We start from the raw sequence: 26,765 nt of genomic DNA on the forward strand, positions 1-26,765 counted from the left end.
CAAAAAGCGAAGTTTAGCAGGTTTTGGCAGAAAGGGAGATTTCCCTATTTTATGCTTCTACCCGCACATTTCATTCCGGTTTCTGCTTGACTGCCACTGCGAATGTTTCCACGCCTAAACGCTTGAAATCATCCGTATTATTCGTGGCAACGCTCAAACCATGCACCAAAGCGGTTGCTGCAATAATCGCATCCGGCGTTTTGGTTTTGTATTGCTGGCGTAGCGCAATGGTTTTCTCGGCAATCTCATCGCTCAAGCCAAACACTTTGGCATTGCTGATGAATGCCCTTGCTTGCTCGTGCTGCCTTGGGTCAGCAGCAAATTCGCTCCAGCCCAGAAATTCGATTTTGGTGATAATCGAAATATTGAAGCTGTCCGCCAGAATCGCATGGATACGCTCATCATCGGTCAGACCGTTGAAGTAATAGATAATGATATTGGTATCAAATAGATAAGCCATTACCGCCAACCTTCGCGTGCTTCTCTCAGGTAGGCATCAATAGCCGCTTTGGGTTGTCGACCCACGCCGAAGAAAGCCCTAGGGTTGAACACAGCGGGCGTAGTGGGTGATGTCTCATGGGTCAAAACAATGATTCTGGCATGAGCTTTGTGCAAGTTGCGGTAGATGTCAGGGATGCGGATCATCCCGTTTTCAATATCTGTTTCAAACTCGATGGCGTGCATGGCGGATTTCCTCTATTTGAGCTTCAAGAATAGCATACTCGACAAGCCCGTAATCACAGTCAGCTTGTCACGCGGCAGGTCGAGGTCGATGTTTTTCAGGTTATGGGTACATGCGCCGCGAATGCGGATGAATTTTTCCATGAGTGCAAGCTCGTGCCGAACAAAAGACGAAGTTTAGCAGGTTTCGGGAAAGTAACGCCTATTACACTCTTTCTAATCAGGAACAAGGTCAATATTGCTTGCTTTTTAATCAAGCAATCCAGTATATTGATCGACGAAAAGGAATAATGATGACTTTAATTTTTTCATGACAATAGGATTTTTAAAAAATGAACCGAAATTTTTTTATTTGTAGTGCTGGAGATGAAAATAAGGATTTTGGTGATAAAAATCTAGAAAATTGCATTAATAATAAAGCACACATAATGCACAGAGGCACCGCACAAAAAGGAGTCTTTAATTCCATAAAGCCAAAAGATATACTATTTTTAAAATATAATGGAAGATTAGTTGCTTATGGCTTATCGACAGGAAGAGAAGATTCTGAAAAACAAGATTCAGATGGATGGGACTTCTATTCTTATGTTGAAGAATGGTTTTTTCATGATAATAAAAACCCAAGAAATGGAGTAAGTAATGAAGGTGTTTCTAAATATATAAAAGAGGGATCTGGGCAATATGGAACTGTAAAAGAAATTGAACTACCGTATGCAATAAGAAAAATGGAAGAAATTGACAATCAATCATTACTATTCAAGAAGATCAAAGAGGAAGTATCCATGAGTAATTTCAAGTTACAGATTTTAGAATTACTCGACAAGAATAAGAATTTAATTTTAACAGGTGCGCCGGGAGCAGGAAAAACATACTTAGCAAAAGAATTGGCTAAATTAATAACGCAAGCTGAAGAAAATAGTTCACAAATAGCCTCTGTTCAGTTTCATCCATCTTACGACTTACTCTGACTTCATCGAAGGATTAAAACCAAAAATTTCTAACGGTCAGATGGAATTTGAACCTAAAGCGGGAGTTTTCAAATCATTCTGTGAAGATGCGGGAAAACCTGAAAATAAAGATAAGAAATATGCATTCATTATTGATGAAATAAACAGAGCTGACTTATCAAGAGTATTTGGAGAAGCGTTTTCTCTTCTTGAAGAAAGTTACAGGGGTGAATTTATTGAAACACAATACTCATATATAACAGGAAATAAATTTACCATACCAGAAAATGTTTATATTATCGGCACAATGAATGATGTTGATCGCAGTGTTGAGAGTATGGACTTTGCCTTACGCCGCCGTTTTGCATGGAGAGAAATATCAGCAAAAGATTCTGAATCCATTATTGATGTGGCTGATATTGATCAACAATGGAAAGTCGAAGCAAAAAAACGCATGTCTAGCTTAAATGATAAAATCGCAGAAATACTAGAAAGCACATCCTATCAAATAGGTGGTGCTTATTATAAGAAACTCGAAAAATACAAAGCCAGCAATGACTTAACCGAAGCATTCAAGCAACTTTGGAATAATCATATTGCAGTTTTACTTCATGAGTATCTGCGTGGAATACCAAAATCCAAAGACAAGTTTGAAGAAATGAAAAAGGCTTTTGATGCATGATGACGCTAAAAAACCTTCATGACAATGGAAATATTTCCATAGAAATCAGTGATCTTGATAGGACTGTATTGGAAAAATATTCAGCAAAGTCGATTGATGACTTTGCAAAAATGGGCGTGCATGTTGTCTCAACCGAAGCTAACGAAGCTGGATCAGATGAATCGAATAAGTTATCACTTTTTAGTCTATCTGGAAACAAAATAAACACCAATAACTGTATGGGTGTTGTACGTTTATACGACGATAAAACAAAACACCCTACGCTAATTAGAATAAAATCAAGATTCGATGAAAATGATAAGCAACTATTTCTAACATATCTTCTAAGCAAAGTTTTTGGCGGTTCTTTTGTCTCTGATAGCATTCCTTCAGATGATGATTCAATATGGGATATTCTTCTCGCTTTTATTTTCAGAAAAACGTTGAAAGATGCATGTGCAGTTGGTCTATTCAAACAATACCAAACCTTTGAAAACAATGATTTACGTTATCGCGGCAAATTCAATATTGACTCGCATATCAAAATCAACACCCCGTTCCTAGGAAAGATTGCCTACACCACAAAAGATATTACCTTTGACAACCCCACAAACCACTTGATTCGTCATGCCATTAACAAAATAAACAAAAAATGGGCATGGATATTATCTAATGATAGTGAGCTATTGGCGTTACAACATGCAATTGAACAACATACACCATCATGGAGTTCCGAAAACCTAGTCCAATGCATGTATAAAAAGGAAAATCGCCATCCTATAAAGCATCCATTTTTTGCAAGCTTCTATGAACCTCTACGCAAATTATCTTTTAGTATTTTGCGAAATTCAGGCGCGAGTTTGTATGACGCAGGTAGCCATGAAGCTGAAGGTGTTATTTTTGATGGCTCTTGGCTATGGGAAGAATATATCAATACACTATTAATAGCTGAAGGATTTATTCACCCAAGAAACAAAACCGGAAAAAATCCAATCTACTTGTTTGAAAAGTCGAAATACCGTAGGTATCCTGATTTTTACAAAGAAAACATCATATTGGATGCGAAATATAAAAAGATGAACAACTTGGATAAAATAGAACGAAATGACATTCATCAAATCATCTCTTACATGTTTGTTCAAAAAGCACAATTAGGAGGCTTTATATACCCTATCCAAAACGAAACTTCCGCATTAGAAAACATTGGATTATTAAATGGATATGGCGGAAGTATAAAAATAATACCATTTAAAATACCAGAAACTGACTGTGATCACTCTTCATTTATTGACCTCATGAAAACAAGTGAACAATCATTCATTGAATCCATCAGAAAGTGTCAAGAATGAACTATGGATTTATATCAGCCAAAAAACGAATGACATCCTCATTCCGCACTCGCTCATAAATACTTTCCACACTCAAACTCAACTCAACCGATTCCAGAACCACCATATCCCCCCAATAATAATACGAAGGTCGCCAGCTATCGCTACGGCGGAAAACTTCGACCTCTACCGTATCCTGCTCAATCAGCATGTATTCCTGCAAACTGGGCAACTGCAAATACTCCAGCCGTTTAACTTGCCGCACCCGCCGTAACGATCAACCCCAGTAAACAAAACAAAGCGGATATTGGCATCCTGCTCCTTGATTACGGAATAAAAGCTGCGCAAGGTGTTGCGGATCAATTCGTTGAAACAAAAGGCCCGAACCTCACCTCCCCCCCTCAAGCACTTTTCAGCTATAATCAACGTCCGGCAAATTCATCCACCTACCACAGAATTAGAATGCAAGTACTGCTCTATAACGAACTTAACCCACAAGCTATCAACGGTTTCACCAAATGGCGCTCTTTCATGGAAGCCGACGACCTCAAATCTGCAGATGTTAAAAAAATCGGCGATAACCTCTACCGCGCTCGTCTCAATCGCAGCGACCGTCTGCTCCTAGCGTTTTACCACTATCAAGGCGAGCGTTACGCACTGGTACTGGAATATCTTAAAAGCCATGATTACGCTGGTTCACGTTTTCTCAATCATGGTGCTGTCATCGACGAAGACAAAATCCCTGCACTTGTACATATCCCTGAAGACACCCCTGCCCTTGCCTACGTTAATCGCCAGCACGGGCGTTTCAACTTGCTTGACAAAATCATCTCATTTGATGACACCCAGCAAACCGTTTTCAACCTACAGCCACCGCTAGTGATCATCGGCTCAGCAGGCAGCGGCAAAACTGCCCTCACGCTGGAAAAGCTCAAAGCCTGCCATGGCGACGTGCTCTATGTCACACTCTCGCCCTATCTGGTCAAAAACTCCCGTGACCTCTATTACGCACATGGCTATAACAATACCCAGCAAACCGTTAATTTTCTTTCATTTCAAGAGTTTCTTGAAAGCATTCAAGTGCCTATTGGCAAACCCATCGCTTTTCGCGATTTTGCCCAATGGTTCAGCCGTTTACCGAGTAAACCGCTTAAAGATGCTCACAAACTGTTTGAAGAATTCAAAGGTGTCATCACCGGCCCCTCTATCGAAGCGGCTTACCTAAGCCGTGATGAATACCTCAACTTAGGCATCAAACAATCTATTTTTCTTGAAGATGAACGCCCGGTCGTTTATGACATTTTCAGCCGTTATCTCAACTTTTTACAGGAAAATCAGCGTTATGACAGCAATATTCTCAGCCACCAATACCTCAACCGTGTGGAGCCATGCTATGACTTTGTAGTGGTCGATGAAGTACAAGATTTAACCAATATCCAGCTTTTCCTAATCCTCAAAACCCTGCGTGACCCCAGTGGCTTTTTGTTATGCGGTGACTCCAATCAGATTGTGCACCCCAATTTCTTCTCGTGGAGCAAACTTAAAAGCCTGTTCTACACCCATAGCGAGTTACAAGCGGACACTGATCTAATCAGCATCCTCAGCACCAATTACCGCAACTCACCGCAAGTTACCGCACTCGCAAACCGTATTCTCCTGCTCAAAAACGCCCGTTTTGGCTCCATCGACCGTGAAAGCAATTATCTGGTGCACAGTAACGGGCATGTGCAGGGCGATGTGGTGTTTCTGCAAGACCGCGATAACATCCGCCGTGAACTCGATGCCAAAACCCGCAGTTCCACCCGTTTCGCCGTGGTGGTCATGCACCCTGAACAAAAAGCCGAAGCCCAACAACACTTCAACACCCCGCTGGTATTCTCGATCCAAGAAGCCAAGGGCTTGGAATATGACAATATTATCCTCTACAACTTCCTAAGTGCCGAAAACAAGCGTTTCCGCGAGATTAGCGCGGGTGTGACTCATGCCGACCTGCAACAAGACCTGAGTTACGCTCGTGCTAAAAATAAAGCTGATAAGTCACTGGAAACCTATAAATTTTACATTAACGCACTCTACGTTGCCCTGACCCGTGCGGTGCGTAATTTGTATTGGATCGAAGCCGATACGAAACAATATATGTTGGATTTACTCGGCTTGCACGATGCGCAAGAGACACTCAACCTCGCCAATCAAAACTCCAGCCGCGAAGAATGGCAGCGCGAAGCTCATAAACTCGAATTACAAGGCAAGCAAGAACAAGCTGACCGTATCCGCCAAGAAATTCTTCAGCAACAAACGCCAGATTGGGCGATTTACACAGGTGAAACGTTGCAGCAGTTGCACACCCAAGCCATTCAGCAGGGCGACAAAAAAGCCCGGCTATCCCTGTTTGAAGTGGCACTGGTTTACGAAGACCGCCAATGCTTACGCGATTTAATCAAGGTTGATTTCAAACCCGCAAAGCATCCCGCCAATGGTATCAAGCAATTGCAGCAGAAATATTACCTGCCCTATCAGCTTAAAAATCCGGTGGCTTTGCATAGCCATCTCAATAAGTTTGGCGTGGATTTTCGCAACCCGTTCAACCAAACCCCGCTCATGGTGGCAGCATGGTTAGGTAACTCAAGCTTAATTAATGAACTCACGACACTCGGTGCCAACCCCGAATACGTGGATAATAACCACTTCACTGCATTTCAGATTGCCTTGCAACAAGCCAGTAAAGACGAGAAATACGCCAAACATCACCTTGCCAGCATTTACCGGCAACTATCCCCCGACAGTTTAAGCATTCAAATCGACGGTAAATTACTAAAACTCGACCAGCATGGTATGGAGTTTTTCCTGCTCAACCTAATGATTGCACTGTTCTACCGCGCACTACCAGCCAAAATTGGCGATCGCGGTGGCTTTGGCACACAAGATATTATTGACGCAATAACACATTTCCCACCGGATGTATTGAACCCACAACGCAAACAACGCGCTTATATTTCCAGCATTTTCTCGAAAAACGAGATGTACCGCGCCGAACGTTATAACCGCAAATTGTTCTACCGGGTACGCCAAGGACATTACCTGTTCAACCCTAGTCTCATGCTGAAAGTGGAAGGCGAATGGGTCAATATTTACGATCTACTGGATCTTGATAAGTTGGCTTACCACCCCGCCGATACCCCAGATTGGTGGAGCGAGCACGATCAAGCCCGCTGGGATGCTTGGCTGGATGCGGGACGCAATCACATCAAGCACCAACTTCAACAAGTGCGCACTGCCATGCTGAATGACGCGCTCTCCATGTTAAAATCCCTGTGCGAACAAGAGTTACGTAAGATTCAGGATGGTTAAAAAGTGATAAATTACAAACATTTGTATTACTTTCGTGAAGTAGCCACCTTGGGCAGTATTGTGCGTGCCTGCGAAAGCCTGAACCTGACCCCGCAAACCATCAGCGGGCAATTGCAATTACTGGAAGACTCCCTCGGTGTCAAACTTTTCCGCAAACAAGGCCGCAATCTGGAACTCACCGATGCAGGGCATACGGCGCGACGTTATGCAGATGAGATTTTCCAATTAGGCAGTGCCTTAGAACAAGCCTTGCAGACCCATCCTTCCGGGCAGGCACGCCTGTTTCGGGTCGGCATCGTCGATGTGGTTCCCAAAACCATTGCCTACAAATTGTTGGAACCGGCAATGCTGCTCAGCCCGCAAATTCACATTGTATGCAATGAAGGTCCCTTACCCGACTTGCTGGGGGAGCTTGCCATGCACCGTATTGAATTGGTGATTGCGGATAAGCCGTTGCCCAATACGCTACCGATCAAAGGTTTTTCCCACCGTTTAGGTTTCAGCGGCATTAGCTTTTTTGCACACACCACGGTGAAAACGAGTTTGCAAGGGAAATTCCCAGAATGCTTAAACAACGCACCTTTATTGATTCCGAGCGAAGGCACGTCAGTACGTAATGAACTCATGAATTGGTTTCATCAGCAGAAAGTACAGCCGAATATTATTGGGGAATTTGACGATAGCGCTCTGATGCGAGCATTTGGCTTTGGCGGGGCGGGTATTTTTGTCGCGCCCTCGGTGCAGGAAGATACGTTTACCCAAGAACCGGATATTCATTGCATTGGGCAAGCGGACGGGGTGATGGAGCAGTTTTTTGCGATTTCAGTGGAAAGGCGAATTAGCCATCCTGCGGTCTTGGCGATTACCAAAAGTGCGCAGGACTGGCTACAACCGAAAGCCAAGACTTAATTACAAACCGAAATCGTCCGCAGGAACACCCAAATCACGGCAAATTTCACGCACCACTTGCTTTTCCTTGTCATCAAACGTGCCATCAGCACTGCCGATTGCCATGCAAACGCGCACCATTAAGCGTGCTGCATCGGGTTTGCTACGCAGCTTGCCGATCATTTTCAGGGCTTCCGCTTTACCGATTTCGTTATCAAATTCAAAGTTTTCGGTCACTTTGTTGAAAACAGCAATCACGTCTTTGGTTTCAAAGACTTTCAATTCATCCGATTGCTGGATGAATTTCATCATCTTTTGCTTTTCGGACGAATCAATACTGCCATCCGCCGCCGCCACTAAACCGCAACCGGCAACACAGGCTTCCATGAACTCACGGTTTTTGAATTTACCCACTTCAGTTGCCAATTTAGCGCGGGCTTCCCCAACTTTTTCTTTCAAGCTATCAAAAAATGACATCGAATAATCTCCTTATCAGTTAGGCTGCCGCCAATAGTTTCTTTTTGTGACGCAGTGATGACACAATCGACAACACAATAAACGTCACCCCAATCAAACCAGTAATTACTTCAGGAATATGGTAATGAATACTAAACAGCATAATGAATGCTAAAGCACCGATACCATAATGTGCACCGTGTTCCAAATAAATGTATTCATCTAAAGTGCCTTTGTGTACCAAATGCACGGTCAGGGAACGCACAAACATCGCGCCAATTGCCAGACCTAACATAATGATGACGACATCTTTGGTAATCGCAAACGCACCAATTACGCCGTCAAATGAGAACGATGCATCCAATACTTCCAAGTATAAAAAGCCTGCTAAACCGTTACGTTTAACGCTCTTAACAACCGCCTCACCTTCCGCTTCGTCTTCAAAAAACACATCTAAACTACTGACCGCAATGTATAACACCACGCCCGCCAAACCAGCCACTAACACGGTTAAACGGGTTTCATCACTAATCGGCAGGAATTCTTGCAACAAAAACAATGCAATTAACGCCAATAACACGCTAATCACATCGAGCTTACCCATCGCACTCATGCGTTCTTCGATAGCATGAATCCAGTGAACATCCTTTTCGTTGTCAAACATAAAGCTCAGGAACACCAGCAATAAGAACATGCCACCAAACGCAGCGATACCCGCATGGCTTTCCATCAAATGGCGGGAATATTCCTCCGGGTTATTTAACGCCATGCTCATGACATCAATCGTACCCAGCCCCGTTGCGATAGCCACAATCACAATCGGGAACACTAAACGCATCCCGAATACCGCAATCAGGATACCGACGGTTAAAAACAGCTTTTGCCATTTTTCGTCCATTTCCTTGAGGACAGAGGCATTCACCACCGCATTATCAAATGACAGACTCACTTCCATAATGCCCAACACCAAGACCAAGAAAATGGCCGTGGCAATGCCCATCGAGGTAGTCGCCCCCCACCAAATGGCCAAACCTACACAGAGGATGGTGACTAAAATCGAATATTTAAAATCCTGAAACATAGGGTTACTAATTTACCGTAGAGATAAACAAAACAGGCATCTACCACGAGATGCCCGTCAAATCATAAGTGCATTGCGAACAATGCCTTATGCCATTTAGCCAAGGTTAACGCCCATTGAGGCTGCCATCGGACCTAAACCACCGGCAAAACCCTGACCAACAGCTTTGAATTTCCACTCAGCATTGTGACGGTAAATTTCACCAAACAACATCGCCGTTTCTACGCTGGCATCTTCGGACAGGTCGTAACGCGCAATCTCTTTACCATCAGCCGCATTCACCAAACGGATATAAGCATTGCTGACTTGACCAAAGTTTTGCTTGCGTGCTTCAGCGTCATGAATGGTGACAGAGAATACCAGTTTCTTGACAGTTTCAGCCAAGCCTGCCAGATTCACGTTGACTTGTTCGTCATCACCATCACCAGCGCCAGTCTTATTGTCACCCATGTGCTCAACATTTCCACACGCTGATTTTTTGTTGTTGTAGAAAATGAAGGAATCGTCAGACAATACCTTGCCGTTTTCACCCAACATGAAGATGGAAGCATCCAAATCGAAATCTGCGCCATCAGTAGCGCGAGTGTCCCAACCCAAACCCACGGTGACAGCGGTTAAACCCGGAGCTTCTTTGGTTAAAGAAACGTTGCCACCTTTTTGTAAACTAACAGCCATTGTAAAACTCCATTATCTGAATTTTTGAATAAAACACTTAACCAATTTGAATGCCAAATTGATCACACATTGCTTTTAAACCACCCGCATAACCTTGCCCAACCGCGCGGAACTTCCATTCCGCGTTATGACGGTAGAGTTCACCGAACACCATTGCCGTTTCGGTGGAATAATCTTCTGCCAAGTCATAGCGCACGATTTCTGTACCAGTGACATCATTGACCACTCGGATGAAGGCATTTGCCACTTGTCCAAAATTCTGCCGACGTGCTTCAGCATCATGAATGGTCACAGTAAACGCAATTTTCGTAATTTCAGCAGGAACTTTGCTTAAATCAACCTTCATTGCCTCATCGTCACCATCGCCTTGCCCGGTACGGTTATCACCGGTGTGTTCGACTGAGCCGTCAGTGGATTTCAGTTGGTTGTAGAAAATGAAATCTGCATCACCGCGCACTTTGCCACTCGCTGTCAGCAAAAATGCACTGGCATCCAAGTCAAATGCCGAACCATCCGTACTACGCTCATCCCATCCCAAACCGACCAAGATTTTTGTTAAACTGGGGTCAGCTTTGCTTAAGGAAAGGTTGCCACCTTTTTGTAAACTTAATGCCATCTGTATCACTCCTTTGGTTTTATTATACCTAACAACTATTTAGCGCCTGCCCGCCAGTTCAATCCCCAGCGATAAGCTTGATCCATTTCCTGATGCCCACGGAAGTAACGCACTTCCCGGTTGACTTGCAATGCGCCATTAACATTTTCCAGCAACACCACTGCACACATGCCCAGTGAATTGCTGCCCTCGGTCAAACGAATTTCCAGCGGGGGTTCATTGGGCACATAAATGCTCACGACGCCATCAGTTTGTGCCCAGTTGGGCGCACCTTCGTAGATAAAGGCATACACCAGAATCCGTTTGAAGGTTTGCCACTGCTGCCCGTTGATATGCAGCCATTCGCCTTCAGAAATCGCGCCCGTGCGGTCATCGCCTTTGAGTTCGATGTAAGGGTCACTGCGGAACGAACCAAAGCGGTTGCCGAGGGCTTGAATGGCGCTGATCGTGCCGTCACGCTGCTCGTACAAACAACCCACATCCAGATCCATGCCTTTATTGCTGCCGACGCCGAATAAGCCGCCCAGCAAACCGCCACTTTTCGCAGCCGGTGCTTGACCACGATTCCAGTTCAGGTTGATACGAATTTCGCCGAAGCCTTCGGTCTTTTTTTCCAGACTGACACGCGGCTTACCTTTATCCAGCGTCACTTTGCTCAAGGAAATCGGCTTTTTCGCTGGCGCAGGTGGTGGTGTTACTGGCGGTGCAGCCGCTGGTGCAGGGTCACTGATTTCCACCCCGAAATGTTCCGCCAAGGGCTTTAAGCCGCCCGCGAAACCTTGCCCAACCGCACGGAATTTCCACGCCCCTTGGCGCAGGTACAATTCGCCCAGAATCAGCGCCGATTCGACCATACCCTTAGCAGGCAAGGTAGCTTGCAATACCGCTTGCCCCGCCGCGTTTTTCACAGTGACTTGCAAACGGGTGAATGCGCCGAAATTGGTGCGGTTTTCGTGAATGGTGGCGGTGAACGCTATTTTTTCTGTGCCTGCCAATACATTCGGCAAATCGACGACGAATTCAGCACGACCAGCACTGTTGTCGACAAACGCCACACTGCCATTGCCGGGGCGCGGTTGCCCGTAAAACACCATGTCATCATCGCCGCGTACTTTGCCGGTAGCGGTCAGGACAAAGGCGGAAATATCCACCTCTGCCCCACTGACTTGGGCTGGCGATAGCAGGACTTCAACGTGCAGTTTTTCACGCGGTACAGGGCAATTCGCCCCAGCCACCAGTTGGGTCACTGACATCGCATTACTCCTAGAGTGCTGCCAATACCGCAGGCATCATGTCGTTGGCGACTGCACCTGCCGTCGGTGTGCCAACCGCTTTCATCTCCCAGCCTGCACCGTTACGGCTCACAATCGCCATAACCACACCCGTGTGTGCGCCTTTGTCGGACAGGTTGAATTTCGCCATTTCGGTATTGTTGCTGTCATCCACCAAACGGCAGAATGCGCCGCCGACTTCATTGAAAGTTTGCCCACGGAACGAGCAGACCGTGAATGCCAGATGTGCCACATTGCCTGGTAAACGGGTCAAATCGACGAAAATCACTTCATCATCGCCCGAACCTTCGCCCGTCAGATTGTCGCCGGAATGCTTGATTGAACCGTCACGGCTTTGCAATTGGCGGAACCACACCACATCCAACAGGTTCTTTTGTGCATCCAGCAACAGGCAGGAAGCGTCCAAGTCGATGTCTGCCGCCGCACCGCCGCCGAACATGCTACCAAAGAAACCGCTTTTTTTCGGTGCTTCTGCCGGATCCCAGCCCAAGCCCATGCGTACTTTACTCAAGCCACCGCCGCCGGTTTTTTCCAGCGAAATGCGTTGCCCTTTGCTTAAACTTACAGCCATGAGAATCTCCATCCTTTTGTATTGTTGAGTGACAACATCTTAGAGAGTCGCCTAAATGCAAGCAACACTCACCCAGAATTGTCAGGTTATTTCAGCCTAACGGTTGCAATACCACGGGGGTACTGACTTCGCTGACCCGCAAACCGTAACGCAGCGGTGCGATGCTCAGGGTTTCCCCTTGCAAGCTTTGCAAGAAAACCTCAGCCAGATTCACGCCTGCGAGACACGCCATACCAAAACCACCGGAAGGACGCGGGTTGATTTCCAGCAAACGCGGCTCGCCTGCCGCATTCGCCTTGAATTGAATATTAAACAAACCATTCAAGCCGTAATACACGGTCAAACGTTCAACCATGCCTTGAATATCAGCGTTATTGTCGATTGCCTGCCCGTACCCCGCTTGCGGATGCTTTTTGCGTTGGATGGCGCATAGCAATTGCCCGTCGCGCCCGGCACAATCCACGCTCCATTCATCACCGGGCAAATGTTCCATCACCAGCAACTCGGGGAACGTCGGCGTGTGTGCCATGCCTGCGCGTAATTCTGCCAGCGGGATTTCGTACTCCACACCCTCAAGCAAATGCGTAATGCTGTCGCGTTGCGTGTCCAGAATACGGAATCCCAAACCAAACACCGACTCGGCAGGTTTTACACACAAGGCCGTATGTTGGCGTGAGAGTTCCGCCACTGCCTGATCAAAACCGTTGCTATCCGTCACCGCGATACAAGCCATCGCGGATGCCACGCTCGGCGGCAACGTGTGGTAAAACTCGCCTTTATGGTGCAATAACTTCAGCGTTTTAGGGGATGCCACCGCAATCAACTGCGTTCCGATTTGCGCAAAATCGGCTTGATGACTCACCAGCAAGACCGCCTCTTTTGCAGGCCAGAAATAATCAATGCGATGTTGTTGGCAAAAGCTCAAACACCAATCCAGATAAGCGGCTCCCACCAAACCGGGTGGCTCATGCCAAGCTTCATCAGCCGCCAACAAAGCAACCGCAGCAGGATTCGTGTGAGTAGCAATGACGGTGACACCCTGCCCCACACAGGCTTGGCGAAGGTTATTGAATACCGAGGTAATGCTGGAAAATGTCTTATTGAACCAAATGCGCATGGTATGTCCTGTTTAGAATTTTAGTGATGATGACCTACGCTAGTATGCCCGATTCGTCGCAATAATTTCAGGCATTTTCACCCAAATTCTTGCTATCATGCTGCGCATAATCATCCAGCTCGGTAACAATAATTATGATGAATTTACCCCTAGGAGCAAACCTGCCATTGACCGGCAATCGCTGGACAGTCGCCCTCACCTTTCCGCACGACATCCGCCACGATTTAGGGCTGGCCGTGTTGCCAGTGAACGAAGCCAAACAGTTAGTCATTCCCCCGCAATTAGCCCACGCCAATGCCACCGAATGGGCAAGCGCTAAGCTGAATGACACAGGCACGAGCTACGCCCTGACACTGGATACCAGCGTCTTATCCAATCCCAACATTACCCGCTTGTGCGTGGTGCTATACCGCTACGGCGCACGCGGGCCGGTGAATGTCGGCAGCAATGTCAGTGTGCAAATGGATGCCGTTTTCAGCCACAGCATTGCACTGGGGGACATGCAAGCCTCCGCGCTGATTGCCGCCGAATTTTACCAGCGAGCGGGGCAATGGAAAGTACGCGCCTTAGCCGAAACCTCCGCCTACGGGCTTGCCGCATTGGGGCGCAGAATGGGCATGGAGGTGGATGAAAGTTCACCCTTCAACACCCCAAACAACCCCGAACGCCAACCCGGTAACTGGACAGGCACAGCCTTTCTGGTTGCCCCGAATGTCTTCATGACCAACGCGCATGTAGCAGACGGCGCAAGCCGTATCCGCCTCAGATCCCTGCAAGGCAATCTCGATGCCGAACCGATTATCAGCGACAGTACCAACGACCTTGCCCTATTACGGGTAGCAACACCGAGTCATCTGCAACCACTCCCGTTCCGCAACAGCGGCGTAGGTTTGGCACAAAGCATTACCACGCTAGGCTATCCACTGGCAGGCTTGATGGGCAGCGGCATTCAAGTCACGCAAGGCGTTATTTCCGGCTTGTTCGGGGCGCACAACGACATTCGCTTACTGCAATTCACTGCCCCCATTCAACCCGGTTCCAGCGGTAGCCCCTTGCTGGATGAAACGGGCGCGGTGTTGGGCGTGGTGTCGTCCACGTTTACGCACGCGCAGAACATGAATTTTGCCATCCGTCACAGTTTGGCGATTGCATTAATGGAAGCGGCTAATATTCAATACCACCTACAAAGCAGTGCGCAAACGCTATCAGCCGCGCAAATGGTGACGCAAACCCAAAACGCCATCTGGCGTGTAGAATGAGCCAGCTAAACCAATACCGATAAACATCACAATAAATGGGAGTCACACCATGCAAATTCAGAAAGGACAACGCCTGAAATTAGCGGATATTGTCCCCCCTAACCGTGCTTTCACCCTGCAATGCCAATGCGAAACCAAGGGTATTACCTTGGATATTGCCTGCTTTGGCTTAGATGCAGCAGGCTTATTGTCTGATGATCGTTACATGACGTTTTTCAATCAGCCACAAACGCCCTGTGGCAGCATTACCTTGCAAGACACCTCCAGCAGCAGCACGATTTTTGGCTGCAATCTCACTACCTTGCCAGACACGCTTGAACGTTTAGTGATAACCGCAGCCATTGATGGGCAAGCCACCATGCGTGACATCCACAGCGGCACGGTCAATTGGCAAGTTGCAGGCAACACGGTGGCAACCTTTGCGTTTACTGGCAGTGATTTTCAGCAAGAACGTGCCGTGATGTTGGTCGAACTCTACCGTAAAGCGGGTATCTGGCGTATCAGTGCCACCGCTCAAGGCTTTAACGGCGGCTTGGATGCCTTGGTCAAGCATTTTGGTGCCAGTGTCGCGGAAGAAACTGCTCCCACTCCGCCCCCGCCGCCTGCCAATCCTGCGCGAGTATCATTGGAAAAACGCTTGGAAAAAGAAGCCCCGGCATTGCTAAGCCTCGCGAAAAAATCCGCGATTTCACTGGCAAAAGTCGGGCTAGAAACGCATCGTGCCAAAGTCTGCTTATGTTTAGATATTTCAGGCTCGATGAAACGCCTGTACCGCGAAGGCTTAATTCAGGCATTCGCCGAGCGCATTTTAGCACTGGCGTGCCGCTTTGATGATGACGGGGAAATCGACGTATTTTTATTCGGCAAACACGCCCACCAGCCGACCCCAATGGGTATTGGCAATTACGCCAGCTATATCACCCACATTATCCAACAACATCCGCTGGAAGGTGACACCCGTTACGGGCGTGCCATGCAAGCCATTCGTCAACACTACTTCCCCGATGCCGCTGGGGGTGAGCGCACGCAACCGTTCACCGCAAGTGTCCCCGTTTATGTCATGTTTGTTACCGACGGCGGCACATCTGACCAAAGCTTGACTGAAAAACAAGTGCGTTGGTCAAGCCACGAACCGATTTTCTGGCAATTCATGGGCATCGGCAAAGGGCGCAAATCGCGTTCTAAGTTGCTGGCAGCGTTTGCCGATTCCGACTTTCCGTTTCTGGAAAAGCTGGATGAACTGCCAGGGCGACTGGTGGATAATGCCGATTTTTTCGCCGTTGAATCACCCAACGAACACAGTGATGAAGCCCTTTATGACCTCATGATGGGCGAATACCCCGGCTGGATCAAACTCGCTACCCAACAAGGAATCCTTCGTTAATGACGCTAACCGTTACCCTCGAACAGGGCACGCTCAACCTGACCATCGAATCCGGCACACATTCGCCGGATGAACTCTTCGGCTTTGCGCAACGCCGCAACCCGAAACGCGCGTTTCTGTTTGTGTCCAAAGTGTTGGGCAGGCATATTCCGGTATCGCCAGCGGTCATGCGCAACGCCACGGATACCCTTGCCGCGCAAATCCCCGCTGACTTGCCGGGGCCAGTCGTCGTCATCGGCATGGCAGAAACCGCGATTGCCATGGGCGCAGGGGTGCAACAAGCCCTTAGCCGCAGCCGCGACGACACCCTGTACCTTTGCACCACGCGCCACCCGCTGGACTTGCCGATCTTGGTCGAATTCCGCGAAGAACACAGCCACGCCACCCAGCAAGTACTGCATCTGCCGCAACACGCCGCCGATGTCGAATTGCTACGCACAGCACGTACTTTAGTGTTGGTCGATGACGAAGCTTCTACTGGCAAGACCTTCGCCAATTTGCTGGAGGCCTTGCAACGCGCCGGATTGGATCAATTTGAACACATCGTTGCTGCCACTCTCACCGACTGGTCGGGCGGTGCTGCTGCCGCACGTCTGGGCAAACGCGCTATTGCCGTTTCACTGCTGGCTGGACATTGGGATTGGCACGCGAATGACGCGCCCCCGCCGGAAATGCCACAAGTCGATGTGCTCGGTACGGGCGCATGGCACGCCAACCCCGCCAATGATTGGGGACGGCTGGGCGTGCGCGAACATCTGCTTACCCCGTTTGCCCAGCAACTGAACGTCACGCCCGGCGAACGCATTCTGGTATTAGGCACTGGCGAATTCGTCTGGCCGCCCTTCTTGCTGGCAGAGTACCTCGAACAACAAGGTGCAACCGTGCATTTTAGCGCCACCACTCGTTCGCCGATTGCCTTGGGTCACAGCATCCAACACCGCTATTGCTTGCACGACAATTACGGGCAAGGCATTGCCAACTTCCTCTATAACGTCGTGCCAACCGACTACGACCGTATTCTGCTGTGCAGCGAACCACCCGCGCATTTGCTGGATAAAGTGCTGATCACCGCTTTAAACCCAACGTGTCTGGAGTTTTACCCGTGAAGCCTTTATTACTCACCGATTTGGATGACACGCTATTCCAGACTGCCCGTAAAATGCCAGCGGATGCGGACAAAATCCCCGCTGCGCAAGGCAAAACCAGCGACAGCGGAAGCTTTATGCACCCCTGGCAACACGATTTCATCCATTGGGCGCTGGACTGCATGACCGTGATTCCGGTGACGGCGCGGGGAATTGCCTCGTTCAAACGTGTTCACCTGCCATTCCAGCACGGCGCGGTATGCGTACACGGTGCGGCTATCCTTACCCCCGATGGTCAGGTGGATGGAGCATGGCATTCACACATCCAACCGCAACTTGCCCCTTACCAAGAACGCTTACCAGAAATGTTAGCAATCGCGCTGCAAATCGGTGAAACGCTGGGGTTATCTTTACGCGGCTGGCTAGAATCGGTAGAAGACAATGCGGCGTATCTGGTAATCAAAAGCAATACCGCCAACGCGGCAGACCTCCAGCAACTGCTGCACACCCTAAGTGAAACCCTTAACTTGCAAGGCTTCTACACCCACATGAATGGCAACAACCTCGCACTGCTGCCCGATTTCGTCAATAAACGCGCCGCAGCGGCAGAAATTCTGCGGCGGCACACGGCTGAACACGGGCGCACCCCGGTATTCGGCATGGGTGATAGCGTGTCGGATTTGGGGTTCATGCGCTTGTGTGATTTCGCTGCGTTTCCGCCCAACACGCAAATTTGCAGGCAATTACCATGAGCGCAACCCACGGTTTTCACGGCTCGTATGCTGCCAGCGATGTCACGTTTTTGTTGCGGCAAATCGTGATGGAAACCACGCCCGTGGAGGAAAAGGAACGCCTGATTCAAAGTGGGCAGCGCCATTATTCCGAAATGCTGACGCTGGAATCGCCGCCTTCCGCCGCGCATCAAGCCTTGTTCCAGCAAGCACTGGATGATGGGCTGGAACGCCTTGCCCGCGAAGTACAAGCCTTGGCACTGGCCTTGCTGCAACGTCGCCCAAACCGCCCGATTGTGCTGGTCAGTTTCGTGCGGGCGGGTGTGCCGTTGGGCGTATTGCTGGTGCGTGCCTTGCGCGAGTTGGGGGTGGAAAGCGAGCATTACGGCATCAGCATTGTGCGTGACAAAGGCATCGACCAAGCGGCGGTGGCTTGGATCGAGCAACGCCATGCCTTCGCTGACATTGTGTGGGTGGATGGCTGGGTCGGCAAAGGCGCGATTCACGGCGAATTACAACGTTCGCTGGGCAAACGTTACCCTGATGGCGAAATTCCCTTGGTGGTGTTGGCTGACCCAACCGGCAAGGCGTGGCTATCCGCTTCCGGTGAGGATTGGCTGATTCCGTTTGGCGTTTTAGGCTCGACCGTTTCCGGCTTGGTGTCACGCTCGATTTTACGCGAGGATGGCGGTTGGCACGCTTGCGTCAACTACGCGCATTTGGCGGAATACGATGTTAGCCAATGGTTTGTCGATACCGTGGATGCTTGCCGTCGTCGTCAACAGGGTGTCAGTGCAGCAGATTGGGCAGATGCATTGCGTCATACATTACTGGCACAATCGCAAACCATCATTGCGCAATTACTTGAAAATTATGAGATTACCAACCTTAACCGCCTAAAGCCGGGGATTGCGGAAGCCACCCGTGCGGTCATGCGGCGTGTGCCAGAGCACATTCTGGTGCAACGTCTCGATGACCCGAATATCCGCTTATTACGCCATCTTGCCGAATCGCGGGGTATCCCCCTGCAAGCGGTTGGGGATGGGCTTGCGCCTTACCGTGCGATAACCATAATCAAGAAGACCACATGACCACACAAATTTCCCCTTATCAGTTAGGCGCAACCTTATACATGCCAGCGACGCGCCCCGATTTGCTGGATGTGATTTTACGGCAGAAAATCCCCGATCTGCGTTCGATGGTGATTTGCCTCGAAGATGCAGTGCGTGAGGATGAAGTCACCAAAAGCCTAAGCAATCTGCAATATTGTTTACGCGAATTACACGGACAAGAGCGTGGTGTACCGCTGGTGTTTATCCGTCCCCGTCATCCGCAGATGGCACATCAATTATTGGCGATGCAAGGTATTGCGTGTATTGACGGTTTTGTGCTGCCCAAGTTTGATAACCACTCATTTGTGGCATGGTATGCCGTGGTGCAAGCCGCCCCCGCCCACTTGTTGTTTATGCCCACACTGGAAACGGCGCAAGTATTGGATCCGCTGGCAGTGCGTGAATTGTGCGAACGTTTACAAGATGAGAAGATTAAGTCACGGATATTAGCACTACGGATTGGCGGCAATGATTTATTGTCGTGTTTACGCTTGCGTACTCACCATGCGCACACTTTATATGATGGCCCGTTGGGGTATGTGGTGGCGATGTTGGTCACGCATTTTGCTCCAGCAGGTTTTCACTTGACTGCGCCCGTGTTTGAATATTTTCAGGATCACACTATCTTGCAAGCCGAATTCCAGCGCGATTTGCTGCACGGCTTGGTAGGTAAAACCGTGATTCACCCCAGTCAGATTGCGGTGATTCATCAGGCGTTGAAAGTCGATAGCCGTGATTACGAAGCGGCGTTGCGGATTCTGGATGATGCCATGCCTGCGGTATTCCAGTTTGAGGGCGCGATGTGCGAACCGGCGACACATCACCATTGGGCAGTGCAAGTGATGGAACGTGCCAAGCATTTTGGCTGCCATTTGCACGCGGTGGCGGTGGATGAGGGGATGGAGAAGGAGTGTGCGGCGTTGTATTAATACACGCCACCCAACTGCGCCGAAATCGCTTTCCCCGCCGCCTGCACAGCCTCCACCCACACCATCTGCCGCCGTTCCATCGGAGCAGATACCGACAGACCCGCCACTGCCCTGCCGGTACTGTCATAAATCAGCACGCCGATGCACCCTACCCCGATTTCCGCCTCTTCATTATCCAGCGCGTAGCCCTGTTGCGCGGCTTGCTGGCAAACGCTCAGCAATTGCGGCAAGGTCGACAACGTGTTGCGAGTATACGCGGGTAAATTGGTGCGTTGCGCGTAGCTGCGAATATTATCATCACTGCCCACCCCCAACATCAGCTTGCCGACGGCGGTAACGTGCAGCGGCGCACGGCTGCCGACCACTTGTTGCACATGCATCATACGGTTCGGCGTGGCTTTTTCGATGTACACCACCACGTCACCTTCGCGCAAAGTGAGGTTGACCGACTCGTTCAATTGATCGCGCAAGGCTTCCATGTAGGGCAACGCCACCGAACGCAAGTCGATCTTATTGTGCAAACGTACCCCCAATTGCAACAGGTGAATCCCTAATCGGTAGCGCCCTGCCGGATCACGTTCCACAAAACGATTGTCGATCAGGGAACTGAGGATGCGGTGCGCAGTGGAAGTATGTAACCCCGTTTCCGCGCTCAACACTTTGAGGCTGATCGGTTCAGGGTAACGGGCGATGGCATCAAGCAACGCGGCGGCGCGGTCGATGACTTGGATACGGGTGGTGTCGGTGTCTGCTTTCATGGAAAAAAGCATAGCATCAAATACCACAATACGGGAAATAATTCTTATATTTTTGCATTATGGTATAAGTTATTTGATTACCTACGGATTTTTATAGGAAATCAGACTAATCTATTCATACTATCAACCAATGCGAGAGAGAAAGAACATGCATCACTTTATTTTGCGCCTGCTTGCAACTGTGGTTTGTAGCTTGGCTTTGCCAGCCTACGCTGCAAGCACTCCAATAGACAGTCTCTACACCCCTTTGGAGGGTTCCTCCTGTAAACCCATAGAAGAAAATGCCGAAGAAGGCTGGGCGAAAGGTCGCTGCGATGGCATCGCCGGTTACAAACTCGACTGGATGGAAGGCGATCTGCGCCAGAGCGTTAACGTGATTGCGCCGGATGGCAAGGAGTTTCCGCTGGAGCTTTGGTCTACCGTTTCCGGTGGCTTTTCCGCACTGGGCGACAAGGCCGAGTGGCGGGTACAAAAGGCTGGCAAAAAAACCACGCCTATTGCCCTGATTGTGCGCTTCAATGTTAGCGAAAACCCGGATCAGCCAGAAAAAACCACCTCCTACCTGACGGTCAGCAAGATCACCGCTAGCGAGGTATGCGTTACCGATGTGGTCAAACCGGGTGCGAATGCCAACCAACAAGCTCGCGACCTTGCCGATGCGGCTACTGATAAGCCTTGTATGAAAACAAGCACTGAAGAACAAGCACAAAGCGCAAACAGTGAAAAAGCGCCGTCTTACCTGTGCAAACCTGATGAGCAAGTGGTATTTGGCTGCCATTCCAAAGACAAGATGATTTCATTATGCGCATCACCTGAGACCAGCAACGGCTATCTTCAGTACCGCTTTGGAACGCCTGACAAAATTGAGCTTGAGTACCCCACACAGCGCACATCACTCAAAGGGAATTTTTTCCACAGCTTTGAGCCTTATTCCGGCGGCTACTCCAAGCGCGTCCGCTTTGAGAACGGCAAAGTTCAATACATTGTTTTTGAGGACATGATCAGCACCGGACCTGCTTCATCGACCAAAGAAATGCATTACGGTGTCGGCATTCTAATGCCCGGCAAGAAAGCGACTTCACGCTTGTGTGACGGCTCCAGCAAAGAAAGTGATGGTAACACTGAGTCCGAAGGCTTCATTTTTGATCAGGAAAAGCTGGCGCTTGACGACCTGATGAATAATGAAGATTACAACTTTGATTTTGACTTTCCACGCTAAAAGGACTCCCTCATGAAAACATTGCCAATGACTACTGTTCTGCTGCTGGCAACGATGGGCTTATCCCTGCCAGCGTGTCATGAACACACGGGTACAACGAATACTCAAACGGCTACTGCTGACTCAACAGCAAATGCGATGTTGTCGCTGGAACAAATCCGCGCCAAGGTAGGCCCGCTGGATGTCTTTCACCCAGCAGATGGCGACCTCCCCAGCTTCGATGAACTCGTCAAATTGACGGCTGATGTCAAAGCAGCCGCCGCCAGCGCGACTGACCCGGAAATCAAGGGTGAATTGGAAATGGCTCATTTGCGAGCACTGCAAATGACCTTGGCGACACTGCCGCCAGAGCCGGGTAAAGCCGCTGCCGAGGCGTATGCAAGCTGGCTAAAAACACAAAGTGAGCTGGTTTTTCAAGATGAGGTTTCGGGTTCTTGGTTAGTTCCTGTCAGCCAATACTGGGCGCTGGCTGATAAATACCAAGGTGCTGCTGTGGGTGACGCGATTGCGTTTCAGGCAGTCAATGCCCCCATGGGTGGCGAATGTGAAGGGCTGATGTCTTGTAACTCCACTGCCAGCCTGCGTTCCGAGGGCGAATACCTGAAACGTTTCCCCACGGGCAAGTTCGTCGAAATGGCGCTGAACTTGGTGAACGACAATATGGATACGATGTTAGCCGATTGGGACAGCCAACCGGAAGAACAGGCTGAAACCCAGAAGACACTGGCAGAGTGGGAAGCCCTTCTGACTCCGCTAGCTGACAGTGACATAGCCAAACAGGTACGCAGTAAACTTAGCAAGTTACAGCAAAAACCAGTATCAGCCAGTACAACGCCCACCCAAGGCAATTAAAACAGCGTGAACATGGCAATTCCCACAATGTGGGAATTGCCATCAAACAATCCCGTATAACAAAAAATAACAACAGAACAAGCATTTACCACAACTTCCAACCTTATCGCCCATAATTTCCCACAATGTGGAATTTATTCTGTATTGCGGTAAAAAATCGTATCCCTTACTGTGGCTGCATACACACAAATCAGGAGACACGACCATGACCGCACCCAGCACTCACCCCGCTTTCTGCGAAGGCATCTTGCATTTTGGCGCACCATCCAGCGCGTTCACGCAATACGGCGCAAGTTCCGCGATTGCCCCTAATCAAACCGCGATCACCGAAATCAATGACCAAGCCGTTTACCAATGCCGCTTAATCGTTGATGCCTTGCGCTATACCACGCTGCAATTGTGCGCCTCGAAAGAATCCGGGCATCCCGGTGGCTTTGCCAGTTCTGCCGATGCTTACGCGGCGTTGGTGCTGCTGGGGCATACCAATATCGTGACGGAAGTGGGGCATCACGCGCCCGGTTTCTACAGCGCGATGTTCCTCGATGGCTCGTTGGAAGACATGGGCATTCACACCATGAACGATTTGCAAGCCCGTTTCCGCGAACGCGACGGCTTGCTGGGGCATTTATCCGGCGCGATTCCGGGCTTGCTCGCTCCCGCTGGCCCTTTAGGTCAAGGGCAGCATTTTGCGATGGCGGGCGCGTATTTGAATCGTGACAAGCTGTTCCCCTGCACCATCGGCGACGGCGGTTTGGGCGAACCGTACATTTTATCGGCATTCAAGCACTTCCACACCAGCTACCCCGATGTGACCAATTTCTTGCCGGTCTTGGTGTGGAACGGTTTCAGTCAGGAACACCATTCGATGGTGTCGCTGATGAGCAATGCGCAAATGCGGGACTACTGGAAAGCGCACGATTTCGGCAATGTGGTGCTGATCGACGCGAAAGATTTCGACGACGCAGGGCAGGAAGGCGCGTATGTGGATAGCACCTTGTTCAGCGATGCGGCGCGAACTGCCTTCACCCGTGCAGTCTTGGAAGGTGCAAAAGCCGCCGCCGATAGCGCGATGAATGGCACAATGTCGGTGCTGATTATCAAGCAAATCAAAGGTTCAGGGATTCACATTCACGGCGCAAAATCGCACAACCTTTACCCCGGTGACACGGTGCAGAAACCCGCGATTGCAGCCGCCTTGGAAAAAGGCGCACTCACCCCCGCTGCATGGGAATTGGTACGCACCACGATGCAACGTGCCGGTGGCGGTTCTGCCAGCCGCACGGTCGTGACCGAATTTGAACGCGCCCTGCCTGATGCCAGCAACTTGCCACGGCAAGATTTCGCGGTTGGTGATAAAGCCGTGCCCGCAACCGCAATGGGGCACATGGTGGCGGAACTCGGCAAGCGTGACCCGCTATTCGTCGTCACTAATGCCGATGGCAACGAAGCCTCGAACATGAAAATCATCAACGATGTATTGAAAATCCGTCACCCGACCGTTGACCCGCTCTACAACCAAAGCCCGACAGGGCAAGTGTACGAACCGCTCAACGAAGACGCTTGCGCCGGATTCGCCGCTGCCTTGGCATTGTTTGGCGGGCGTTCGCTGTGGTTGTCGTATGAAAGTTTCGCCATCAACGGCTGGCCGATTGTGCAAACCGTCGGTCAGGCAATGGCAGAATTGCGCCGCAAAACCCCCGCCGTCGTGACCATGTTTACCGCTGGCGCATTGGAGCAAGGGCGCAACGGCTGGACACACCAACGCCCCGAAATAGAAAACTACATCGGCGGACAAATGCGCAACGGCAATGTGTACCTGCTGTATCCGGCGGATGCCAATATGATCCAGGCCGCTTACGGCTGGGCGGTGGAACAGGTCAATAAAAACATCAGCATTATTGCCTCCAAATCGCCGCTGACGGTATACACCACGCCTTCGCAAGCCAACGCCGCGATTGAGCAAGGCGCGGTCACGCTGTACGAATCGCGGGACAGCAGTTGGGAAACCATCGTGTTTGCGGTCACGGGCGACATGATTTACCAGCCGGTGTTTGAGGCGAAAGACAAGCTGGAAGCAGCGGGCTATCGGGTACGCATTGTGTGCATTGCCAATCCGCGCCGCTTGTACCGGGCTGCCGATGTCGCTTGGCAACACAGTTCCGAGGCGGATGGCGCATTCATGAGCGATACCGATTTCCACGGGCTGTTTGATGGCGATGCGCTGATCGGGGTCAGCGGCGGCGGCACGATTGCGCTCGAATCCGTGTTATTACGCAGTCGTGCGCCGAAGCGCGATTTGTTCGGCTGGCAACGCGGCGAAACCACCGCCAGCGCCAACGAACTCATGGCTTACAACGGCATTACGGCGGATAACTTGACCGCGTGTGCGCTCGGCATAGTAGGTGAGGCGCATGAATAACACCGCACTCACCAAAATCATTGCCATCGACGACGATCCGACGGGTTCGCAAACGGTACACAGTTGCCTGCTGCTCACCCGTTGGGATGTCGCCACCTTGCTGGAAGCCCTACAAGATGACGCGCCGCTGTTTTTCGTGCTGAGCAATACACGCGGGATGGATGCGGCGAGTGCCGCCAGCGTGACGCGGGAAATTTGCGTCAACTTGCGGGAAGCCTTGGCGCAAGCAGCGGATGCGGGTGTGATGATTCAACCCCTGGTAGTCAGCCGTTCGGATTCGACCTTGCGCGGGCATTATCCGGTGGAAACCGATGTGATCGCGGCGGAACTGGGGCCGTTTGATGCACACTTCCTAGTTCCTGCGTTTTTTGAAGGCGGGCGCATTACCCGCGATGGCACGCATTATTTGCTGGTGGATGGCGAGCCTGTCCCCGTGCATGACACCGAGTTTGCCAAGGATTCGGTGTTTGGGTTCAGCACCGCCTTTTTGCCGGATTATGTCGCGGAAAAAACCGGTGGACGCATTCCCGCCAGCGCGGTGCAACGCTTTGGTTTGGAAGACGTGCGCGGCGCATTGGGGGAACGCTTGCAGGCGTTACAGCATAATGTGTGTTGCGTGGTGGATGCGGAACAGCAAAGCGACTTGGATAAGTTTGCGCAGCAAGTATTGGCGGCGGCACAGACGGGCAAGCGGTTTCTGTTTCGCAGTGCGGCGAGTTTGCTGACCGCGTTTGCCGCCCTGCCCCCGCAACCCGTTGCTCCGGCAGCAATGGCGCAATTTGTACGCAACGGCAAGGCGGGCGTGGTGCTGATGGGGTCGTATGTCGGCAAGTCCACCCTGCAATTGCAGTATTTGCTGGCGCATACCACTGTATTGCCGCTGCATATCGACCTTGAGCAATTGGTGGTAGATGAAGAGGGATTGTTTGCGGATTTGCAAGCGCACATACAGGCGGCAAATCAGCAGAATCGTGGCGTGGTGTTGTACACCAGTCGTGGCGAAAAGCAGTTTGCCAGCAAAACCGAACGGTTGGCGTTTGGGGATCGGGTGGCGGCGTTTTTGGTGCGGTTGGTGCAACACTTGCCTGCGGACGTTGGCTTTTTAATCAGTAAGGGGGGGATTACCTCGAACGATACCTTGAGCAAAGGCTTGGCGTTGCGTACTGCGCGGGTGTTAGGGCAGATTCGGGCGGGGTGTTCGGTGGTGATCTGCCCCGATGATCACCCGCGTTTTTCCCAATTGCCGGTGGTAATTTTTCCCGGCAATGTGGGGGGGGATGAGGCATTGGCGGAGGTGTATGGCTTGCTCAGTGATTCGTAACGCGATTACCTTACATTTGCCCTGTTATTATTCCA

Annotated in this window: 27 protein-coding genes; 15 read left to right on the forward strand and 12 right to left on the reverse strand. The window is 50.0% G+C overall.

Going from position 1 to position 26,765, the window contains the following annotated elements; translation table 11 throughout:
- Positions 1–70: 70 nt before the first annotated feature.
- From BLV87_RS08770 to BLV87_RS19955, 3 genes are read right to left on the reverse strand one after another with little or no spacing between them, the layout of a single operon-like run.
- Positions 71–460 (reverse strand): type II toxin-antitoxin system VapC family toxin, encoded by a 390-nt coding sequence (locus BLV87_RS08770; RefSeq protein ID WP_093067599.1) that lies wholly within the window; start codon positions 458–460, stop codon positions 71–73.
- Complete coding sequence (locus tag BLV87_RS08775; protein WP_093067602.1) at positions 460–684, reverse strand: hypothetical protein; 225 nt, start codon at positions 682–684, stop codon at positions 460–462. Before BLV87_RS08775 ends, BLV87_RS08770 begins: the two co-directional genes overlap by 1 nt.
- Positions 685–696: 12 nt before the next feature.
- Positions 697–825 (reverse strand): hypothetical protein, encoded by a 129-nt coding sequence (locus tag BLV87_RS19955; protein WP_281241313.1) that lies wholly within the window; start codon positions 823–825, stop codon positions 697–699.
- A 188-nt stretch (positions 826–1,013) separates the two neighbouring features.
- On the opposite strand from BLV87_RS19955, the gene BLV87_RS08780 reads away from it, so the two are divergent.
- The 3 genes from BLV87_RS08780 to BLV87_RS08790 are packed head-to-tail and all read left to right on the forward strand — an operon-like array spanning position 1,014 to position 3,638.
- Positions 1,014–1,649, forward strand: a complete 636-nt coding sequence (locus tag BLV87_RS08780) for an nSTAND3 domain-containing NTPase (RefSeq protein WP_093067605.1) — start codon at positions 1,014–1,016, stop codon at positions 1,647–1,649.
- A gap of 40 nt (positions 1,650–1,689) precedes the next feature.
- Positions 1,690–2,310: an AAA family ATPase gene (locus BLV87_RS08785; protein ID WP_245706974.1), complete on the forward strand. Its 621-nt coding sequence runs from the start codon at positions 1,690–1,692 to the stop codon at positions 2,308–2,310.
- Positions 2,307–3,638, forward strand: a complete 1,332-nt coding sequence (locus BLV87_RS08790; RefSeq protein ID WP_093067610.1) for a 5-methylcytosine restriction system specificity protein McrC — start codon at positions 2,307–2,309, stop codon at positions 3,636–3,638. Before BLV87_RS08785 ends, BLV87_RS08790 begins: the two co-directional genes overlap by 4 nt.
- Position 3,639: 1 nt before the next feature.
- Here the strand turns inward: BLV87_RS08790 and BLV87_RS08795 are convergent, their stop codons facing one another.
- Complete coding sequence (locus BLV87_RS08795; RefSeq protein WP_093067612.1) at positions 3,640–3,882, reverse strand: hypothetical protein; 243 nt, start codon at positions 3,880–3,882, stop codon at positions 3,640–3,642.
- Between the two features lie 197 nt (positions 3,883–4,079).
- On the opposite strand from BLV87_RS08795, the gene BLV87_RS08800 reads away from it, so the two are divergent.
- Together BLV87_RS08800 and nhaR are read left to right on the forward strand one after the other, a co-directional pair.
- Positions 4,080–6,965, forward strand: a complete 2,886-nt coding sequence (locus BLV87_RS08800) for a DEAD/DEAH box helicase (protein WP_093067615.1) — start codon at positions 4,080–4,082, stop codon at positions 6,963–6,965.
- Positions 6,966–6,968: 3 nt separating this feature from the next.
- Positions 6,969–7,874, forward strand: a complete 906-nt coding sequence (nhaR, locus tag BLV87_RS08805) for a transcriptional activator NhaR (RefSeq protein ID WP_093067617.1) — start codon at positions 6,969–6,971, stop codon at positions 7,872–7,874.
- On the opposite strand, the gene BLV87_RS08810 is transcribed toward nhaR, so the two are convergent.
- From BLV87_RS08810 to BLV87_RS08840, 7 genes are all read right to left on the reverse strand, one after another.
- Positions 7,875–8,330: a tellurite resistance TerB family protein gene (locus BLV87_RS08810; protein WP_093067620.1), complete on the reverse strand. Its 456-nt coding sequence runs from the start codon at positions 8,328–8,330 to the stop codon at positions 7,875–7,877. It abuts the gene before it with no gap.
- 19 nt (positions 8,331–8,349) lie between these two features.
- Positions 8,350–9,390, reverse strand: coding sequence for a DUF475 domain-containing protein (locus BLV87_RS08815; RefSeq protein WP_093067623.1), 1,041 nt, complete (start codon positions 9,388–9,390; stop codon positions 8,350–8,352).
- A gap of 96 nt (positions 9,391–9,486) precedes the next feature.
- Positions 9,487–10,065 carry a TerD family protein gene (locus BLV87_RS08820; protein WP_093067626.1) on the reverse strand — a complete coding sequence of 193 codons (579 nt, stop codon included), beginning with the start codon at positions 10,063–10,065 and terminating at the stop codon, positions 9,487–9,489.
- Positions 10,066–10,102: 37 nt separating this feature from the next.
- Positions 10,103–10,681: a TerD family protein gene (locus tag BLV87_RS08825; RefSeq protein WP_093067629.1), complete on the reverse strand. Its 579-nt coding sequence runs from the start codon at positions 10,679–10,681 to the stop codon at positions 10,103–10,105.
- 35 nt (positions 10,682–10,716) lie between these two features.
- The gene (locus BLV87_RS08830; RefSeq protein WP_093067632.1) at positions 10,717–11,934 is read right to left on the reverse strand and encodes a TerD family protein; all 1,218 of its coding nucleotides are present in this window, start codon (positions 11,932–11,934) and stop codon (positions 10,717–10,719) included.
- Positions 11,935–11,944: 10 nt separating this feature from the next.
- On the reverse strand, positions 11,945–12,544 hold the full coding sequence (locus BLV87_RS08835; RefSeq protein WP_093067634.1) for a TerD family protein: 600 nt from the start codon (positions 12,542–12,544) through the stop codon (positions 11,945–11,947).
- Positions 12,545–12,635: 91 nt separating this feature from the next.
- Complete coding sequence (locus BLV87_RS08840; protein ID WP_093067637.1) at positions 12,636–13,661, reverse strand: ATP-grasp domain-containing protein; 1,026 nt, start codon at positions 13,659–13,661, stop codon at positions 12,636–12,638.
- Positions 13,662–13,795: 134 nt separating this feature from the next.
- Between BLV87_RS08840 and BLV87_RS08845 the strand changes: the two genes are divergently transcribed.
- The 6 genes from BLV87_RS08845 to BLV87_RS08870 are packed head-to-tail and all read left to right on the forward strand — an operon-like array spanning position 13,796 to position 20,161.
- A complete protein-coding gene (locus tag BLV87_RS08845; protein ID WP_245706975.1) occupies positions 13,796–14,920 on the forward strand; it encodes a trypsin-like peptidase domain-containing protein in 1,125 nt (374 codons plus the stop codon).
- Positions 14,921–14,969: 49 nt separating this feature from the next.
- The gene (locus tag BLV87_RS08850; protein ID WP_093067642.1) at positions 14,970–16,304 is read left to right on the forward strand and encodes a VWA domain-containing protein; all 1,335 of its coding nucleotides are present in this window, start codon (positions 14,970–14,972) and stop codon (positions 16,302–16,304) included.
- Positions 16,304–17,410, forward strand: a complete 1,107-nt coding sequence (locus BLV87_RS08855; protein WP_093067645.1) for a phosphoribosyltransferase domain-containing protein — start codon at positions 16,304–16,306, stop codon at positions 17,408–17,410. The genes BLV87_RS08850 and BLV87_RS08855 overlap by 1 nt, the downstream gene beginning before the upstream one ends.
- Positions 17,407–18,141, forward strand: coding sequence for an HAD family hydrolase (locus tag BLV87_RS08860; RefSeq protein WP_093067647.1), 735 nt, complete (start codon positions 17,407–17,409; stop codon positions 18,139–18,141). Before BLV87_RS08855 ends, BLV87_RS08860 begins: the two co-directional genes overlap by 4 nt.
- Positions 18,138–19,211: a cysteine protease StiP domain-containing protein gene (locus tag BLV87_RS08865; RefSeq protein WP_093067650.1), complete on the forward strand. Its 1,074-nt coding sequence runs from the start codon at positions 18,138–18,140 to the stop codon at positions 19,209–19,211. The genes BLV87_RS08860 and BLV87_RS08865 overlap by 4 nt, the downstream gene beginning before the upstream one ends.
- A complete protein-coding gene (locus BLV87_RS08870) occupies positions 19,208–20,161 on the forward strand; it encodes an HpcH/HpaI aldolase/citrate lyase family protein (RefSeq protein ID WP_093067653.1) in 954 nt (317 codons plus the stop codon). Before BLV87_RS08865 ends, BLV87_RS08870 begins: the two co-directional genes overlap by 4 nt.
- Here the strand turns inward: BLV87_RS08870 and BLV87_RS08875 are convergent.
- A complete protein-coding gene (locus BLV87_RS08875) occupies positions 20,158–20,919 on the reverse strand; it encodes an IclR family transcriptional regulator (RefSeq protein ID WP_093067656.1) in 762 nt (253 codons plus the stop codon). The genes BLV87_RS08870 and BLV87_RS08875 overlap by 4 nt on opposite strands.
- A gap of 148 nt (positions 20,920–21,067) precedes the next feature.
- Here BLV87_RS08875 and BLV87_RS08880 point away from each other — a divergent pair, with 148 nt between their 5' ends.
- From BLV87_RS08880 to BLV87_RS08895, 4 genes are all read left to right on the forward strand, one after another.
- Positions 21,068–22,138: a hypothetical protein gene (locus tag BLV87_RS08880; protein ID WP_093067659.1), complete on the forward strand. Its 1,071-nt coding sequence runs from the start codon at positions 21,068–21,070 to the stop codon at positions 22,136–22,138.
- A gap of 12 nt (positions 22,139–22,150) precedes the next feature.
- On the forward strand, positions 22,151–22,990 hold the full coding sequence (locus tag BLV87_RS08885) for a hypothetical protein (RefSeq protein WP_139282149.1): 840 nt from the start codon (positions 22,151–22,153) through the stop codon (positions 22,988–22,990).
- A gap of 205 nt (positions 22,991–23,195) precedes the next feature.
- Positions 23,196–25,409 carry a phosphoketolase family protein gene (locus BLV87_RS08890; RefSeq protein WP_093067665.1) on the forward strand — a complete coding sequence of 738 codons (2,214 nt, stop codon included), beginning with the start codon at positions 23,196–23,198 and terminating at the stop codon, positions 25,407–25,409.
- Entirely contained in the window at positions 25,402–26,730 is a 1,329-nt protein-coding gene (locus BLV87_RS08895; RefSeq protein ID WP_093067667.1) for a four-carbon acid sugar kinase family protein, read from the forward strand. Before BLV87_RS08890 ends, BLV87_RS08895 begins: the two co-directional genes overlap by 8 nt.
- The last annotated feature ends 35 nt before the right edge of the window (positions 26,731–26,765 follow it).

It is taken from the genome of Thiothrix caldifontis (genome assembly GCF_900107695.1).
Taxonomy (GTDB): domain Bacteria; phylum Pseudomonadota; class Gammaproteobacteria; order Thiotrichales; family Thiotrichaceae; genus Thiothrix; species Thiothrix caldifontis.